This is a genomic window from Alsobacter ponti, from assembly GCF_024294805.1.
Lineage (GTDB): Bacteria > Pseudomonadota > Alphaproteobacteria > Rhizobiales > Beijerinckiaceae > Alsobacter > Alsobacter ponti.
The window spans coordinates 14,198-30,892 of the sequence record NZ_JANCLU010000015.1 but is presented as its reverse complement, the minus strand read 5'-3'; the positions used below and the strand labels follow the sequence as shown (position 1 = coordinate 30,892).

At 69.6% G+C, this 16,695-nt stretch carries 10 protein-coding genes and 1 tRNA gene; 6 read left to right on the top strand and 5 right to left on the bottom strand.

Going from position 1 to position 16,695, the window contains the following annotated elements; genetic code table 11:
- Window positions 1-67: 67 nt before the first annotated feature.
- Window positions 68-355, top strand: coding sequence for an SEL1-like repeat protein (locus tag NK718_RS15055; protein ID WP_254743869.1), 288 nt, complete (start codon window positions 68-70; stop codon window positions 353-355).
- A gap of 19 nt (window positions 356-374) precedes the next feature.
- On the opposite strand, the gene NK718_RS15050 is transcribed toward NK718_RS15055, so the two are convergent.
- The 5 genes from NK718_RS15050 to NK718_RS15030 are packed head-to-tail and all read right to left on the bottom strand — an operon-like array spanning window position 375 to window position 4,405.
- Window positions 375-896: a GAF domain-containing protein gene (locus NK718_RS15050; RefSeq protein ID WP_254743867.1), complete on the bottom strand. Its 522-nt coding sequence runs from the start codon at window positions 894-896 to the stop codon at window positions 375-377.
- A gap of 26 nt (window positions 897-922) precedes the next feature.
- Entirely contained in the window at window positions 923-1,666 is a 744-nt protein-coding gene (locus tag NK718_RS15045; protein WP_254743865.1) for an ABC transporter ATP-binding protein, read from the bottom strand.
- On the bottom strand, window positions 1,663-2,502 hold the full coding sequence (locus tag NK718_RS15040; protein ID WP_254743863.1) for an ABC transporter ATP-binding protein: 840 nt from the start codon (window positions 2,500-2,502) through the stop codon (window positions 1,663-1,665). Before NK718_RS15040 ends, NK718_RS15045 begins: the two co-directional genes overlap by 4 nt.
- Window positions 2,499-3,401 (bottom strand): ABC transporter permease, encoded by a 903-nt coding sequence (locus tag NK718_RS15035; protein WP_254743861.1) that lies wholly within the window; start codon window positions 3,399-3,401, stop codon window positions 2,499-2,501. The genes NK718_RS15040 and NK718_RS15035 overlap by 4 nt, the downstream gene beginning before the upstream one ends.
- A complete protein-coding gene (locus NK718_RS15030) occupies window positions 3,401-4,405 on the bottom strand; it encodes an ABC transporter permease (RefSeq protein ID WP_371877304.1) in 1,005 nt (334 codons plus the stop codon). The genes NK718_RS15035 and NK718_RS15030 overlap by 1 nt, the downstream gene beginning before the upstream one ends.
- A 218-nt stretch (window positions 4,406-4,623) precedes the next feature.
- Here NK718_RS15030 and NK718_RS15025 point away from each other — a divergent pair, with 218 nt between their 5' ends.
- The 5 genes from NK718_RS15025 to NK718_RS15005 all read left to right on the top strand — a co-directional run bounded on the left by NK718_RS15025 (window position 4,624) and on the right by NK718_RS15005 (window position 16,678).
- Window positions 4,624-5,298 carry a helix-turn-helix domain-containing protein gene (locus NK718_RS15025; RefSeq protein ID WP_254743859.1) on the top strand — a complete coding sequence of 225 codons (675 nt, stop codon included), beginning with the start codon at window positions 4,624-4,626 and terminating at the stop codon, window positions 5,296-5,298.
- On the top strand, window positions 5,295-6,887 hold the full coding sequence (locus NK718_RS15020) for an ABC transporter substrate-binding protein (RefSeq protein ID WP_254743857.1): 1,593 nt from the start codon (window positions 5,295-5,297) through the stop codon (window positions 6,885-6,887). The genes NK718_RS15025 and NK718_RS15020 overlap by 4 nt, the downstream gene beginning before the upstream one ends.
- A gap of 61 nt (window positions 6,888-6,948) precedes the next feature.
- The gene (locus NK718_RS15015; protein WP_254743855.1) at window positions 6,949-8,046 is read left to right on the top strand and encodes a M24 family metallopeptidase; all 1,098 of its coding nucleotides are present in this window, start codon (window positions 6,949-6,951) and stop codon (window positions 8,044-8,046) included.
- Window positions 8,047-8,170: 124 nt separating this feature from the next.
- Window positions 8,171-8,264: transfer RNA gene (locus NK718_RS15010), tRNA-Ser, on the top strand.
- A gap of 542 nt (window positions 8,265-8,806) precedes the next feature.
- The gene (locus tag NK718_RS15005) at window positions 8,807-16,678 is read left to right on the top strand and encodes a cadherin-like beta sandwich domain-containing protein (protein WP_254743853.1); all 7,872 of its coding nucleotides are present in this window, start codon (window positions 8,807-8,809) and stop codon (window positions 16,676-16,678) included.
- The last annotated feature ends 17 nt before the right edge of the window (window positions 16,679-16,695 follow it).

Genomic DNA, 16,695 nt, shown 5'->3' with positions numbered 1-16,695 from the left:
GGCGGGGCGCTGGGTTCTCGCCGCGGGGGCTCCAGGACGAAGCCCTCCAACAGGCAGGATGGTTCGCATGGAACATCTGCATCTCGAGGGCGCCGACGCGCCCGTCCGCGCGACGCGCGCGCCGGACGCCGCTCCGCCCGTCGGCGCGTGGGACTGCTACGAGCTGGGCATCATGTACGCCGCCGGGCGTGACGTCGCCGTCGATCGCGTCGCCGCCCACAAATGGCTGAACATCGCCGCCGCCCGCGGCTGCCGTGAAGCCGTGGCGCTGCGCGCGGAACTGGCCGAGGAGATGACGCCGGCCGAGATCGCCGCCGCGCAGCGCGAGGCGCGGATGTTCCTGTTCCCGCACTGAGACGGCGGGAGCCGGGGCGTCAGGCGGGCGCGTTCGCCCAGTGGCGCGCGCACAGCCAGGCCGCCTTGGCGGGCAGGCGCAGGCGCGCGGCGGCGGCGACTCGGGCCTCGTCGTAATGATGCTCTGCGTCGAGCGCGTTCATCGTGCCGACAACCTTGCCGCCGATCTCGATGGGCATGTTGACGACCGAGCCGCAGCCGAGCGACCAGATCAGCTCGTGGTCGGGGAACACCCTGGCGATGTCAGCGATGGTGTTGGCGACGAACGGCCGCTTCTGCCGATGCACCTGGTCGAACCAGGCGTCGTAGCGAAGCGGCTTCGTGCCGGAGACGGGGTAGGCCACGGGGTCGCTCGTGTAGACGCGCCCGGCCACCTCGCGGACATTGTCGATCTCCATCACCGTGAAGAGCCTGGCGCCGATGCTGGCCTGCGCGAGCCGGCGAAGCGCGGTCCAGCACGCCTCCGGCGTCGTCGCCGCGCCCAGCTCGGCGTCGAACGTGGCCAGCTGGGCTTCGGTCACGAGGGATTGCGATTGCGGCATGACGGATCTCCTTGGAAATGGGCGGCTCAGGCCGTGGCGCGGCCCTGACTGAGGCGGCGCAATTCTCTCGAATAGGGGTCGCGCAGCTCGTCCGCGCGCAGCTGCGCCACGGTGGCGGTCTCCACGATGCGGCCCTGCCGCATGACTGCGAGCCGGTCGGCGAGGAAGCTGACGACGGGCAGCGAATGGGTCACGAGCACGTAGGTGAGCCCCTGTTCGCGGCGCAGGCGCTTGAGCAGGTTGAGCACTTCGGCCTGCACCGAAACGTCGAGCGCCGAGGTCGGCTCGTCCAGCAGCAGGATGCGCGGCTCGACGACGAGCGCGCGGGCGATGGCGACGCGCTGGCGCTGCCCGCCCGAGAGCTGGTGGGGAAAGCGGAAGCGGTAGCGCCGGTCGAGTCCCACGGCCTCCAGCGCGGCGACGATGCGCCGGTCGCGGTCGCCGATGCCGTGGATGAGGAACGGTTCGGCCAGCGTGGCGTCGATCGTCTTGCGCGGATGCAGCGAGCCGTACGGGTCCTGGAACACCATCTGGCACTGGCGCGCGAAGGCGCGGTCGACCCGGTGGCCGCGCGGCGCGCCCAGCGCGCTGATGTCGCCGGTCCACTCGCGCGCCAGTCCGCTGATGGCCCGCAGCACGGTCGACTTGCCCGAGCCGCTTTCGCCGACGAGCGCGAAGCTTTCGCCCTCGGCGACGTCGAACGACACGTCGTGCGTGACGCGCCGGTCGCCGTAGGAGACGCTGAGGTTGCGGACGGAGAGCGCGCTCACGTGCCCCCCATGGCGCGGCGGTCGAGCACGGGCAGCTCCTCGCGCGTGTCGTCGAGGCGCGGGACGGCGGCGAGCAGCCCGCGCGTGTAGGGATGGCGCGCCTCGCGCAGGCGGCCGGCGGCGCATTCCTCGACGATCTCGCCGCGATGCATCACCAGGATGCGGTCGCAATAGCTGGAGACGAGGTCGAGGTCGTGGCTGATGAAGATCAGCCCCATGCCCTCGTCGCGCACCAGCGCGTCGACGATGTCGAGCACCTGCGCCTGCACCGACACGTCGAGCGCCGAGGTCGGCTCGTCGGCGATCAGCAGGTCGGGCCTGGCGATCAGCATCATGGCGATCATGACGCGCTGGCCCATGCCGCCCGAGAGCTGGTGGGGATAGAGCCGCGCGACGCGCTCGGGATCGTCGATGCGCACCGCTTGCAGCATCTCGATCACGCGCCGTCTCACCTCGCGAGACGGGCGGCGCTCGTGGGTCACGAGCGCCTCCGCGATCTGGTCGCCGACGCGAATGACCGGGTTCAGCGAGAATTTCGGGTCCTGCATCACCATCGAGATGCCGGCCCCGCGCACCTCGCGCATGGCGGTGTCGGAGAGGTCGAGCAGGTTGCGGCCGCGAAAGGCCAGCCGGTCGGCCGTCACCCGGCCCGGCGGGCGGATCAGGCGCAGGATGGCGCGGCCGGTGATCGACTTGCCGGACCCGCTTTCGCCCACGATGCCCAGCCGCTCGCGCCCGACGCGAAAGGACACGCCGCGCACCACCTCCACCCGCTCGCCGCGAGGGGAGGGGAAGCTGACCCTCAAATTCTCGACCTCGAGCAGCGCGTCGCTCATTTGCCCTCCGTGCGCTTGGGGTCGAGCGCATCGCGCAGCCCGTCGCCGAGGAAGCAGAAGCCGAGGCTCACCAGCACGATGGCGAAGCCGGGCATGGTGGCGACCCACCACTGGTCGAGGATGAAGCTGCGCCCGCGCGAGATCATCGCGCCCCATTCGGGCGTCGGCGGCTGCGCGCCGAGGCCGATGAAGCCGAGGCCCGCCGCGGTGAGGATGATCCCCGCCATGTCCAGCGTGACGCGGATGATCATCGACGACACGCACAGCGGCAGGATGTTGGTGCTGATCACCCGCCACGCGCTCGCCCCTTGCAGTTCCACGGCGGCGATGAACTCGGAGTTGCGGATCACCAGCGCCTCGGCGCGGGCGATGCGCGCGTAGCCGGGCCAGGAGGTGATGGCGATGGCGATGATGGCGTTCTCGATCCCGGGCCCAAGCGCCGCCACGAAGGCGAGGGCCAGGATCAGCTTGGGCATGGACAGGAAGACGTCCGTGAGGCCCATCAGCACCCGGTCCGTCCAGCCGCCGGCATAGGCCGCCACCGCCCCCACCACCAGGCCCGCCGGCGCGGCGATCAGCGCGACGAGCAGCACGATGGTGAGCGTGATGCGCGAGCCGAAGACAACCCGGGACCAGATGTCGCGGCCGAGTTCGTCCGTCCCCATCCAGTGCGCGGCGGACGGCGGCTTCAGCCGGTCGCCGAGGGACTGGACGATCGGGTCCTGCGTGGCGATCCACGGCGCGAAGGCGGCGGTGAGCACGAGCAGCCCCACGATGACCGCCCCGGCAACCGCCAGAGGGTTGCGCGCGATCGCCAGCGCCAGCCGGTAGAGCCGGCCGATCCGGGCCTGCAGGCGCGAGCTCGGCGAGTCGTCGAGGAGCCAGTCGACCGCCGCCATCACGCCGCCCTCGGATCGAGGACGCGGTAGAGGATGTCCGACAGCTTGTTGATGCCGATGAACACCGCGCCGATGACCAGCGTCGCGCCGAGCACGGCGTTCATGTCGGCGTTGAGCAGCGCGGTGGTCAGGTAGTTGCCGATGCCCGGCCAGGAAAAGATCGTCTCGATCATCACCGAGCCCTCCAGCAGTCCGGCGTAGGAGAGGCCGATGACGGTGACGAGCGGGATGAGGATGGGCCGGAAGGCGTGCTTCCACACGACCTTCCACTCCGGCACGCCCTTGACGCGGGCGGTCACGACGAATTCCTGGCTCAGCTGGTCGAGCAGGAAGGAGCGCGTCATCCGAGCGATATAGGCGAGGCTGAAGAAGCCGAGCACCGAGCAGGGCAAAGCGAGGTGCCAGAGCGCGTTGGCGAAGATTTCGGTTTCCCCCGCCAGCAGGCTGTCGACGAGCAACAGGCCGGTGACGGGCTCGATGAGGCCGTCATAAGCGATGTCGAGGCGGCCCGGGCCGCCGACCCATTTCAGCCGCGCGTAGAAGACGGCGAGGCCGACGAGGCCGAGCCAGAAGGCGGGGACGGCGTAGCCCAGGAGACCCGCCACGCGGATCACCTGGTCGATCCACGACCCTTGCCGCGCCGCGGCCCACACGCCCATCGGCACGCCCAGCCCGACGCCGATGACGATGCCGATGGTGGCCATTTCGAGCGTCGCCGGGAAGACGTGCCTGAGATCGTCGACGACGCGGTTGCCAGTCGAGATGGACGTGCCGAGGTCGCCCGACAGGACGGCGAGGCAATACCGCGCGAACTGCTCGACGAGCGGCCGGTCGAGCCCGAGCGCGATCCGGGTCGCCTCGTACACGTCCTTGGGAGCCCGGTCGCCGACCACGGCGATGACCGGGTCGATGGGCACGACCCGCCCGATGAAGAAGGTGATGGCCAGCAGGCCCAGGAACGTCGCGAAGACCGAGGCGGCAACCGCCGCCAGGCTGCGCGCCAACCGCGCCGCCCCCCGTCCGGCCGAGCCCGAACGGTCGGCGGACGCCGGCTCCAGGCCGCGCGCGGGAGCGTCAAGGGTCAAGGTCGGTCTCCCGGTGGGGGCGGGCGCCCGCGAATTCCCTTGGAAAGTACAAAAATTTTTGCTTCTATCAAGAAAATTTTGGTCGAGACGGAGCGGGGCGCGCCCGTTCCGCAAGCGTCTGCCTCAAGGATGTCGCGATGAACGCCTCGCCCGCCGCATCGACGGACCGCGCGAGCCGCCCGAAGGTCGGCGCCGCCATCCGCTCGCGCCGCCGGCAGGTGGGCATGACCTTGCAGGCGCTGTGCGACGCGGCGGGCATCTCGGTCGGCTATCTGAGCCAGGTGGAGCGCGACCTCGCGACCCCCTCGCTCGGGACGCTGGCGCAGATCGCCCAGGCCCTCGACGTCGGCGTCGACTACTTCATCGCCACGCCGTCCGTGGAGGACGCGATCACGCGCGCCGGGCAGCGCGAGCGCTTCCAGGTCGACGGCTCGTCCTGCGTCTATGAGCGCATCGCGGCCGACTTCGCCGGGAACGTGCTGTCGTCGTTCGTGATGACCGTTCCGCCCGGCTTCCGGTCGGAGACGGTGTCGCACGAGGGCGAGGAGATCGTGTACGTGATCGAGGGTGCGATCACCCAGACGGTGGACGGCGAGGCCGTGGCCCTTCGCGCCGGCGACAGCATGCACTTCAGGGGCAACAGGCCGCACGCCTGGGCCAACGAGACCAACGCTCCCGCGCGCCTGCTGTGGACGGGCACGCTGGCGCTGTTCCGACCGCGCGCGGCCAAGATCGCGGGCAAGACCGCGACGAAGGACGGCGGCGGAACGACCAAGACTTCCACGAGGACCAGGAGGGAGAGTCCGAAATGAAGATGGTTTCACTGGCCGGCCTTGCCGGCGCGCTTCTGATGTCGGTCGCGCCTGTCGCGACCATGGCCGCCACCCCGGCGGACACGCTCGTCGTCGCCCAGAACATCGACGACATCGTGAGCATCGATCCGGCCGAGGCCTACGAGTTCTCGTCCGGCGAGTACGTGACGCAGACCTACGACAGGCTCGTCCAGTACGAGGCGGAGGACACCAAGAAGCTCGTGGGCGGCCTCGCGGCCTCGTGGGCAGCCGACGACGCGGCCAAGAGCATCACCTTCACGCTGCGCGACGGCGTCAAGTTCGCCAGCGGCAACCCGCTGACCGGCGCCGACGTGGTCTACTCGTTCAAGCGCGTCGTCGCGCTGAACAAGGCGCCGGCCTTCATCCTCACCCAGCTCGGCTGGACCAAGGACAATGTCGAGCAGATGGTGACCGCCTCCGGCAACAAGGTCACCGTGAAGTACGCCGGCGATTTCTCGTCGAACTTCGTGCTCAACGTGCTCGCGGCCCGGCCGGGCTCCGTCGTCGACTCCGTCACGGTGAAGGCGAACGAGCAGAACGGCGATTTCGGCAACGCCTACCTCAAGGGCAAGTCGGCCGGCACGGGGCCGTTCTCGCTGCGCGCCTACCGCAAGGCCGAGATCCTGAGCCTCGCCGCCAACCCGTCCTATTTCCGCAGCGCGCCCGCGCTGAAGAACGTCGTCATCCGCCACGTCGCCGAGGCCGCCACCCAGCAGCTGCTGCTGGAGTCGGGCGACGTCGACATGGCCAAGAACCTCACGCCCGACCAGATCGCGTCGCTGCAGGCCAAGGGCGGCTTCAAGCTGGAGAACTACCCCCAGGCGGCGGTGCACTTCCTGTCGTTCAACCAGAAGACGCCGGAGCTGACCAACCCGGCCGTGTGGGAGGCGGCGCGCTACCTGGTGAACTACCAGGGCATGACCTCGAGCTTCCTCAAGGGCCAGATGCGCACGCACCAGGCCTTCTGGCCGGCGGGCTTTCCGGGCGCGCTGGAGGACACCCCCTACAGCTACGACCCCGCCAAGGCGAAGAAGATCCTCGCCGACGCGAAGGTGCAGCTGCCGATCAAGGTGACGCTGGACGTCATCAACTCGGCCCCGTTCACCGACATGGCGCAGTCGCTGCAGCAGAGCTTCGGGGAGGCCGGGATCCAGTTCGAAATCCTGCCCGGCACGGGCAGCCAGGTCATCACCAAGTATCGCGCGCGCACCCACAAGGCGATGCTGCTCTACTGGGGCCCGGACTTCATGGACCCGCACTCCAACGCCAAGGCGTTCGCGTTCAACGAGGACAACGCGGACGACAAGTACCAGTCCACCACCACGTGGCGGAACGCCTGGGCGCCCCCGAAGGAACTCAACGAGGCGACCAAGGCGGCGCTGGCGGAGCCGGACCCCGCCAAGCGCAACACGATCTACCTCGACCTCCAGAAGAAGGTGCAGGCGTCGTCGCCGATCGTCATCATGTTCCAGGCGACCTCGCGCGTCGCCATGGCTCCCGCCGTCAGCGGCTACGTGAACGGCGCGACCTCCGACTTCGTGTTCTACCGGCTCGTCAAGAAGAACTGAGCCCGGCCTCACCGGCGGACCCGCCTGCCGGGCGGGTCCGCGCCTTTCAGGATTGCCTTCGATGCCCTACGCCGAACGCTTCGCCCGCCTGCGCGACCTGATGCGCGAGACGGACACGGACCTCGTCGCCCTCGGCCCGTCCTCCCACATGGTCTACATGACCGGGCTCTCCCCGCACGGAGACGAGCGCCCCGTCATGCTGCTCGTCGGCCGCGACTCCGCCTGCTTCCTGATGCCGGCGCTGAATGCCGACAGTTCGCGGGCGAAGACGGACCTTCCGTTCTTCCCGTGGGCCGACGCCGAAGGGCCCGGCGGCGCTCTGGCGCGGGCGCTGGACGCGACGCTCGGCGGCAAGCGTTCGCCGTCCGTGGCGCTGGACGAGACCATGCGGGCGGACTTCGCGCTGCTGCTGCTCGATGCGCTGCCCGGCGCGCGCCGCCGCTTCACCGACGACACGGTGGGCCGCCTGCGCGCCCGCAAGGACGCGGCGGAGTTCGCCGTGTTGAAGGCGAACGCGCTGCTCAACGACCGCGCCATGCAGGCCGCCTACGCCGCGCTGCGGCCCGGCGTCACCGAGATCGAGATCGCCAGGCTGGTGGAGGCCTTCTACGAGGCGAACGGGGCGGGGACGCAGTTCCGGTCCGTCTGCTTCGGCGAGAACGGCGCGTTTCCTCACCACCACTCCGGCTCCCGCACCCTCAAGCCGGGCGAGCCGGTTCTGATCGACATCGGCGGGCGCATGGACGGCTACCCGAGCGACATGACCCGTGTCGCCCATCTGGGCGAACCCAGCCGCCGCTTCGCCGAAGTTGCGGCGGTCGTCGAGGCCGCCGTGATGGCGGGGATCGCGGCGGCGAAGCCCGGCGTCCTCGCCAGCACCGTCGACCGGGCGGCGCGCTCGGTCATCGAGGCGGCCGGCTACGGACCGCAGTTCGTCCACCGCACCGGGCACGGCCTCGGCATCGACATCCACGAGCCGCCCTACATCACCGCCACCTCCGACACGGTGCTGGAGGAGGGCCACGTGTTCTCGATCGAACCCGGGATCTACCTGCCCGGCGAGTTCGGCGTGCGGCTCGAGGAGATCGTCATCCTGCGCGCCGACGGCGCGGAAGTCCTCTCCGAACTGCCGCGCGCCACCCACATCGTGGGTGCGTGATGTGCAACCCAGGGCTGGCGGGCGGGGCGCGATCTGTTCTCCCGCCCCGCCAGCCCCGGCCCGCGAGCCCTCACTCTTTTTCGCGTTGACCTCTCCCGCAGGGTCGTCTACCCAAACGGTCGCCGGAGACGTGGCCGAGTGGCTGAAGGCGGCGGTTTGCTAAACCGTTATAGGGTTGTAAAGCCCTATCGAGGGTTCGAATCCCTCCGTCTCCGCCATCTTCTTCACATTTAAGCACAATTCCGGGTTCGTCGGTCGTCGGTCGCGGCAGGCCGCCTTGTGTCCTGAGATCGAGGCTTTCGGCCTTCGCATCGCCGCGTGCGGTCGACCGGGCGAAGGCCCGGGACGGGGGGAGGGGGCTCGCAATCGCGAACGCTCCGACGCGGGCGACCGCTCCGCAACCGTGTGACGTTCCGGCGCGCCTCGCCGGACGATCGGGCCGCGCCCCGCATTCGTTATTGCCCTGTTAACTATACTTGGTCCCAATGGTCATGGCCGGGTCGGTTGCGATTCGGCTGCGTGTGTTTGCGTCTTCATTGCGATCCGATTTTTTCATTGCCCCGGCGCGCTTTTTTCGGCGCTCCGGCCGTCGATTTCAGTCAGGCCATTGCGCATGCGGATTCTATTGCTGGTTCTCTCGCTTCTGGCGGGGCTCACCGTAGGCAGTGAGGGCGCGAACGCCCTGACCCTTTCGAGCCAGCGAACTTGCCCGGCCCTCAGCGGAGGCTCCGCAACCAGCCCTCTGCGAGCCACCTTCTACGTGACGCAGTCGGGCTGCACGACGACCGACCCCGGCACCTCCCTCGTCTTCAGGGTCGCGATCGACGACGACGCCCGCACCGCGACGTTCACTGGCAAGACGATCGCGAACTTCTCCGGAACCTGCGCGGGAAATACGTCCCCGAACACGAGCACGCTGAAGTACAGCTACACGACCGCCGTCTGCACGGACACCGTGACGCTGGCGGATGGGTCCATCTTCCGGATGACGCGCAACCCGACGGCCGCGCTCAACGGCTATACGAGCTCGATCGCCGCGACCGCGCAGACGGCCCTGACGCTTCCGACCGTGACCGGGATGACGCCCAATCCGGCGCAGGCCGGCAAGCCGCTCACGATCACCGGATCGGGCTTCGTCGATCTCACCAGTCTCGTCATGAAGGTGGCGGGCTACCCGGACACGGTCATCCCCATCCCCGCCACTTATACGGAAACGTCGCTCGCCGTCACCGCGCCGATGTTGATCACCACTTCGGGCGCGCCCTACCACGGAACTCCGTTGCTGCAGGTCGTCGGTCCCGGTGGCACGAATAACGTCAGATTCGATCTGATCGCCCCCCCGGGGCCGCCGACCGACGTTCTCGCGGCGGCCGGCAAAGGGAAGGCGACGGCCACCTTCACGGCCCCGGTCTCGACGGGCGGCTCCCCCATCACCGGCTATATCGTCACGGCCAATCCCGGTGGCATTACCGCCACGGGCACGGCCTCGCCGATCGTCGTCAACGGGCTTGCGCCGGGCACGGCCTACACGCTCAGCGTCGCCGCGCGCAACGCGGTGGGCACGGGACCGGCCACCACCTCCGACACGGTGATTCCGCAGGCGCCCGACGGCTACCTGACGGCCCTCACGGTCAAGTCGGGAGCCACGACGGTGGCGCTGTCCCCGACATTCACGCCAGGCCTGATCGGCTACACCGCGCTGGTCGGGAGCACGGTCGGCAGCATCACGGTGTCGCCGACCGTCAACACGACCTCGGCGACGATCACCGTCGGCAGGCAGGGCGAGACGGCGACGACCGTCGCCTCGGGGGCGACGTCCCCGAGCATTCCACTCGATTTCGGCCAGACCGTCATCAACATCACCGTGAAGATCGCCGGCACGACGACCCAGGTCACGACGATCACGGTGACGCGGCCCAACACGAACGTGTCCTCGCTCTCCGACCTGGCGGTCGATCTCGGCGTGACGTCGCCGAGCTTCGCGAGCGGCGTCCTGAGCTATGCCGTCACGGTTCCGAACGCGACGACCAGCCTCAAGGTCACCCCGCGGCTCACCGACCCCAGCGGGACCGTCAAGGTGAACGGCGTGGCGGCCATTTCGGGCGCGGCCTCAACCGTCGCCTTCGCCGGCAACACCATGACCATCCCGGTCGTCGCCACCGCGGCGGACGGCATTCACCAAACGAGCTATTCCATCAACGTGACGCGCTCGCCGGACGACTCCGGGACGCTGACGAACCTCGTGCTCAGTTCAGGAACGCTGACGCCCGCCTTCAACACGGGCGTGCTGAACTATACGGCGACCGTCGCCAACACCGTCGATACGGTGACTCTCACGCCGACCCCGCTCGACCCCACGGCGCAGGTGACCGTGGCCGGCGTGGCGGTGGCGGCCGGCGCGGCGTCGCAACCGGTCGCCGTGCCGCTGGGCGGGTCAGTGACGATCCCGGTCGTGGTGACTTCCGCGACCATGACCCTGACCTACTCGGTCAAGGTGAGCCGGCCGCGCTCCACGGTTGCAACCCTGCAGGCGCTCTCCGTCAACGACGGAACGGCGACCTTGGCCATGACGCCCGGCTTCTCCACCGGCACGACGTCCTACAGGGTCGATGTTCCGAACGCGATCACGACCGTCTGGATCTCTCCGACGCTGACGGACGCGACCGCGTCGCTCTCGGTCAACGACGCCGCCGCGGTGTCGGGCGTGGCGTCGGCCGTGTCCGGCCTCAGGGCCGGCCACAACTATATCCCGATCGAGGTGATCGCGCAGGACGGGGTGACCGCCACCACCTACACGGTCGACGTCTATCGCGCGCTGTCCACCGTGGCCACGCTCTCCGACCTGACCGTCGGTACCGGGACGCTGACGCCGGCGTTCGACAGCGCGGGGCTGGCCTACACTGTGAGCGTTTCGAACGCGACGACCTCCATCGCGGTGACGCCGACCGCCACGGATTCGGGCGCGACGCTCCAGATCCGCACGGCCGCGGGCACGGTTTCCGCCACCTCCGGCGCGGCGACGACAGTCAATCTCTCGACGGGCGACAACACCATCAGCGTCATCGTCAAGGCCCAGGACGGCGTGACGACCAAGACCTACGTCATCACCGCGAACCGCGTGAAGTCGTCGGATTCCGCGCTGGCGAACCTGACGCTCGGGGGCGGCGTCGCGCTGAGTCCCGTCTTCGCCTCGGCGACGCTCGACTACACAGCCTCCGTCGCCAACGCTCTCACGTCAGTTACCCTGACGCCGACGGTTCGCGAGTCCCGTGCGCAGATCAAGATCAACGGCGCCGCCGCGACCTCGGGCACGGCCAAGACGATCAGCAACCTGGCGGTCGGGGCCACCACCATCACCATCCAGGTGACCGCCGAGGACGGCGTCAGCGTGACGGACTACACGCTCGTGGTCACGCGCGCCGCGTCCTCCGATGCGACGCTCCGCAGCCTGACGCCGAGCGTCGGCGCGCTGTCGCCGGCTTTCGCCTCGACGACGACCGCCTACACGATGACCGTGTCCAGCCAGACCGCATCGATTTCGCTCACGGCCGTCACCAACGCCACGACGGCGACGCTGACGGTGGCCGGCGCGGCGACCGCGTCGGGCGCGTCATCGGCGCCGATCGCGCTTTCGACGGGCGACAACACCATCGACGTCGTGGTGACCGCCGAGGATGGCGTGACGACGCGCACCTATTCGGTCGTGGTGACCCGGCTCTCGGCCTCCGTCTCGACGCTCTCCAACATCGCGCCGAGCGTGGGCACGCTGACGCCCGCGTTCACGACCGCGAATTCCAACTATACCGTCAACGTCAGCAACGCGACGACGTCCATCGCCCTCACGCCGACCCTGACCGACTCGTCCGCGACAGCGACCGTCAGCCTCGGCGCGCAGTCCGCGACGGTCGCCTCCGGAGCGACGAGCGGGGCCTTCAACCTGGCGGTCGGGGACAACTCGATCACCGTCACCGGCCTGTCCTACGACGGCACGTCGCAGACGGTCTATACGGTGACGGTCAAGCGCGCGCCGTCGACGGTGTCGAGCCTGTCGGCCCTGAGCGTCAGCCAGGGCGCGCTGGCGCCGACCTTCGCCAGCGGCGTGACCGCCTATGCGGTCTCGGTGGCGAACGGCGTCACTTCGCTCACCGTGACGCCGACGGTGACGGACGCCACGGCGACGGTCGCCGTCAACGGCGTGGCGGTGGCGTCCGGCGCGGCGTCCCAGGCGATCGCCCTCAACGGCGGACAGAACACCGTTCGCGTCGTGGTGACTGCGCAGGACGGCGCGACGACGACGACCTACACCGTCACCGTGACACGGGCGCCGTCCGCCGCCGCCACGCTGCAGGGCCTGTCGTTGAGCGCGGGCGGGCTCTCGCCCGCCTTCGCCGCCGGAACAACCGCCTATACCGCGAACGCCGACAACCAGACGTCGTCGACGACCGTGATCGCCACGGTGGCGGACGCCACCGCGACGGTGAAGATCAACAACACGGCCGCGACCTCCGGCATCGCGTTCGGACCGGTCGCGCTCGCCACCGGCTCGAACACCATCAATGTCGAGGTCACCGCGCAAGACGGGGTCACGAAGACGCTCTATGTCGTCACCGTCAACCGGGCCAAGTCCAGCGTCGCCACGCTGGCCGGTCTGACGTCGAGCCAGGGAACCTGGACCCCCCCCTTCGCCACGGGAACCCTGAGCTACGCGGTCGCGGTCGCCAACTCCGTCGACTCGGTCACGCTCACGCCGACGGTGACGGAGGCGAACGCGACGGTGACGGTCGGGAAGCAGGGCGGACCCGCCAGCGCGGTAACCTCCGGAGCCGCTTCAGCGGCGATCGGGCTCGATGTGGGGGCCAACGCCATCGACGTCGTGGTGACGGCGCAGGACGGCGTGACGAAGGTAACCTACACCGTCACCTTCAACCGGGCGGGCTCCAGCGACGCCACGCTCTCGGACCTGAAGCTCGACGGGACGACGCTTCCGGGCTTTTCCGGCGCAGGCTACACGTATAGCGCGAACGTGACCAACGCGACGACTTCCGTGAAGCTGACTCCGGTGGTTCATGAAGGTCACGCCACGGTGACGATCGGCAAGCGGGGCGGGACGGCCGCCGCGGTGCCGTCCGGGAGCGTGTCCGCCGCCATCGCCCTCGACACGGGCGCCAACGACATCGACGTGATCGTCACCGCTCAGGACGGCGTAACCACCGCGACCTATACCGTCACCGTCAATCGCGCGTTGTCGAACGTCTCGACCCTGTCCGGCCTGACGACGAACCAGGGCACGTGGGATCGCGCTTTCGACAACGCGGTCACGGCCTATACGGTCACCGTTTCGAACGACGTCACGTCGATCCAGTTGACGCCCACCCTGACCGACCCGGCGGCGTCCGCCACCGCCTCGCTCGGCGGCTCTTCGCTGGCCGTCACGTCGGGATCGCCGGTGGGGCCGTTCACGCTCGCCGTGGGCGACAACGCCATCACTGTCGTGGTGCGGGCGCAGGACGGCTCGACGACGACCACCTACACGGTCACCGTCAAGCGCGGGCAGTCGTCCGTGTCGACCCTGGCGTCGCTGGCGCTGTCCTCGGGATCGCTGTCGCCGGCCTTCGACAGCGCCACGACCGCCTACGCGGTGACGGTGACGAACGATACGGCGTCCATCAACCTCACCCCGGTGGCGACCGACGCCGGCGCCACCGTGGCCGTCACCGCGAACGGAGCGGCGGTGACGCTCGCGGCCGGGGTCGCATCGGCGCCGCTCAACGTCGGCACGAATTCCGTGGTCGTCGAGGTGACGGCGGCGGACGGCGTGTCCCGCACGTCGTACCGCCTCACGGTGACGCGCCAGCCGTCGCCCAACGCGACGCTATCGGCGCTCGCGGTGAGCAGCGGCACGCTGACGCCGGCCTTCGCCACCGACACCACCGCCTACGACGTGGCGGTGGCCAATTCAGTCACGTCCATCACGCTGACGCCGAGCGTGACGGCGGCGGGAGCGACCGTGCTGGTCAAGGGCGTCGCAACGGCGTCGGGCTCGGCCTCCGCCGCCATTCCTCTCGCGGTCGGCCAGAACGCCATCCCGGTGGTGGTCACCGCGCCCGACCTGGCGACCACGACCACCTACACGATTGTCGTGACACGCGCGGCGTCGAGCCTGTCCAGCCTCGCGGGGCTCGGCCTGAGCGCTGGCACGCTGACGCCCACATTCTCCAGCGCTGTCCTGCGTTACACGGCGACGGTTCCGAATGCGACGGCGTCGGTCGCCGTGACGCCGACGGCGGCGGACGCCGCCGCCAGCATCTCGGTCAACAGCGTGGCGGTGGCGTCGGGCGTCGCCTCGGCCGATATCCCGCTCGCGCTGGGCGACAACACGATCACGGTGGTCGTGACGGCGCAGGACCAGTCCTCGACGACGTACACCGTCGTGGTAACACGGTCCGGCTCCGCCAACGCCGACCTCGCCAGCCTCGCGCCGAGCGCCGGCGCGCTGTCGCCGGTCTTCTCGGCGGCGGTCACGAGCTATTCGGTCGCCGTCTCCAGCACGACGACCTCAATCAGCTTCACGCCGACCGTGGCGGACGCGACGGCCACCGCGAAGGTCAACGGCGTGACTGTGGCCTCCGGGCAGGCCTCCGCGCCCATCCAGCTCGTCGTGGGGGCGAACTCGGTGTCCGTCGTCGTGACGGCGCAGAACGGCTCCACCAAGACGTACCTGGTGGTGGTGACCCGCGCCGGCGCGACGGTCTCGTCGCTGTCCGCGCTGACGCTCGGCGTGGGAACGCTGACGCCGACCTTCGCGAGCGGCACGACGAGCTACACGGCGACCGTCCCCAACGGTACGGCGACCATCACCTTCACGCCGACGCTCGGCGACCCCACCGCGACCGTGAAGGTGAACGGCGTGTCGGTCGCGGCCGGAGCGTCGGTGCAGGTGGCGCTGAACACTGGCCCGAACACCATCACACTGCTCGTGACGGCGCAGGACGGCGTCACCACGACGACCTATACGGTGGTGGTGACCCGCGAGCGCTTCACGCCGGCGGTGGCGCTCACCGTCTCCTCGACGACGCCGTTCCAGGGGACCGACGTGACGCTGACGGCGACGTTGACCAACGGCTCGTCGCCCACCGGCGCGGTGACGTTCAAGGACGGCGCGACGGTGCTTGGCGCGTCCCAGGTCTCGGGCGGCAAGGCGATCCTCGTCACCCATGCGCTTGGCCTGGGCACGCACAGTCTGACCGCCGCCTATGCGGGAGACGCGAACAACCAGCCGGCCACGTCCCCCCCGGTGACGGTCACTGTCGGCGCCCGTCCGAACCCGACGAGCGACCCCTCGGTGCGCGCCACCGTGGCCGCGCAGGTGAGCTCCGCCGTGAGGTTCGGGCAGCAGCAACTCGACCTGGGCTTGCGACGGCTGGAGCGGCTGCACGAAGACGAGCCTGCGCCGGAAGAGCGGACCCGGCAATCGGTCTTCGCCACCCCCGCGTCGGCTTACGTCCCGCCGTCGCCGGAAGCCGCCGCCTGGGCGCCCTACGGCTACACCAATGGGCTCGCCGGCAAGGCCTCGGCATTCGGTCGCAACGGCTTCGGCCTCGGCCGCGCCTCGTCCGGCGCGCAGGCCTTCGCTTATCTCGAACCGCACGCCTTCCCGGAACTCGGACTGGAGGATGAGGAGGGCTTTTCGCGCTATGGCCGCAGCGGCCGCGTGGCCGGAGACGACGTGCAGCGAGCCCTCCAGCAGCTCTCGTCCGCCTTGCCGGCGGCGTTCGAGGCGCTGAACCGCAGCGGCACGCTGCCCTTCCAGGTGTGGGCGTCGGGCACGATCGGCTTCGGCAAGCTGAAGGCGGACGGGCGCTACGACGACAAGTTCACCGGTTCGGCCCTCGCGATCGGCCTGGACGGCCGCATCGCGGACGGGCTCAAGGCCGGCCTGGCGCTCGGCGCGGCGTTCGACCGCACCGACATCGGCTCGAACGGCTCCAGCAGCACGGGAACCGCGGCGAACGTCTCGGTCTACGCGAGCTGGCGGGTCGTGCCGCGCACCTTCCTGGACGTCACGGTCGGCGTCGGGGCGCTCTCCTTCGACTCCACTCGCGTCTCCAACACCAGCGGAGTGACGCTCACCGGCACGCGCGGCGGCGTCAATCTCTTCGGCTCGGTGGGGCTGACCCACGACCTGAACAACGGGCCGTGGAAGATGTCGCTCTACGGCCGCTTCGACGGCGTGTCGACCTCGCTGGGCGGCTACACCGAGAGGGGTCCTGCGGGCTGGACGCTGAGCTACGACCCCCTGACGACCACGACGGTGTCGGGCGTGCTGGGCGCGCGCTTGGGCTACGCCTTCCAAACCGAATGGGGCCAGGTGACGCCGATGGCGCGCCTGGACTACCGGCACAACTTCGCCGGCGGCTACGTGCAGGGGCTGAACTACTCGGATCTGGTCGGCGTCAGCCCAGGCTTCGTGATCCGCGGCGACAGCCAGTCGCAGGACACGGTGTCAGGGGGACTCAGCCTGCGGATCGAGACGCGCTGGTTCTGGGACATGGAGCTCGAATATCTGCTCACCGCCTCGCCGGAGCGCGTCGAAAGCCAGAGCGTCTTCGCCCATCTGCGCTACCGGTTCTGAGGCGGCGACGCCGCCCG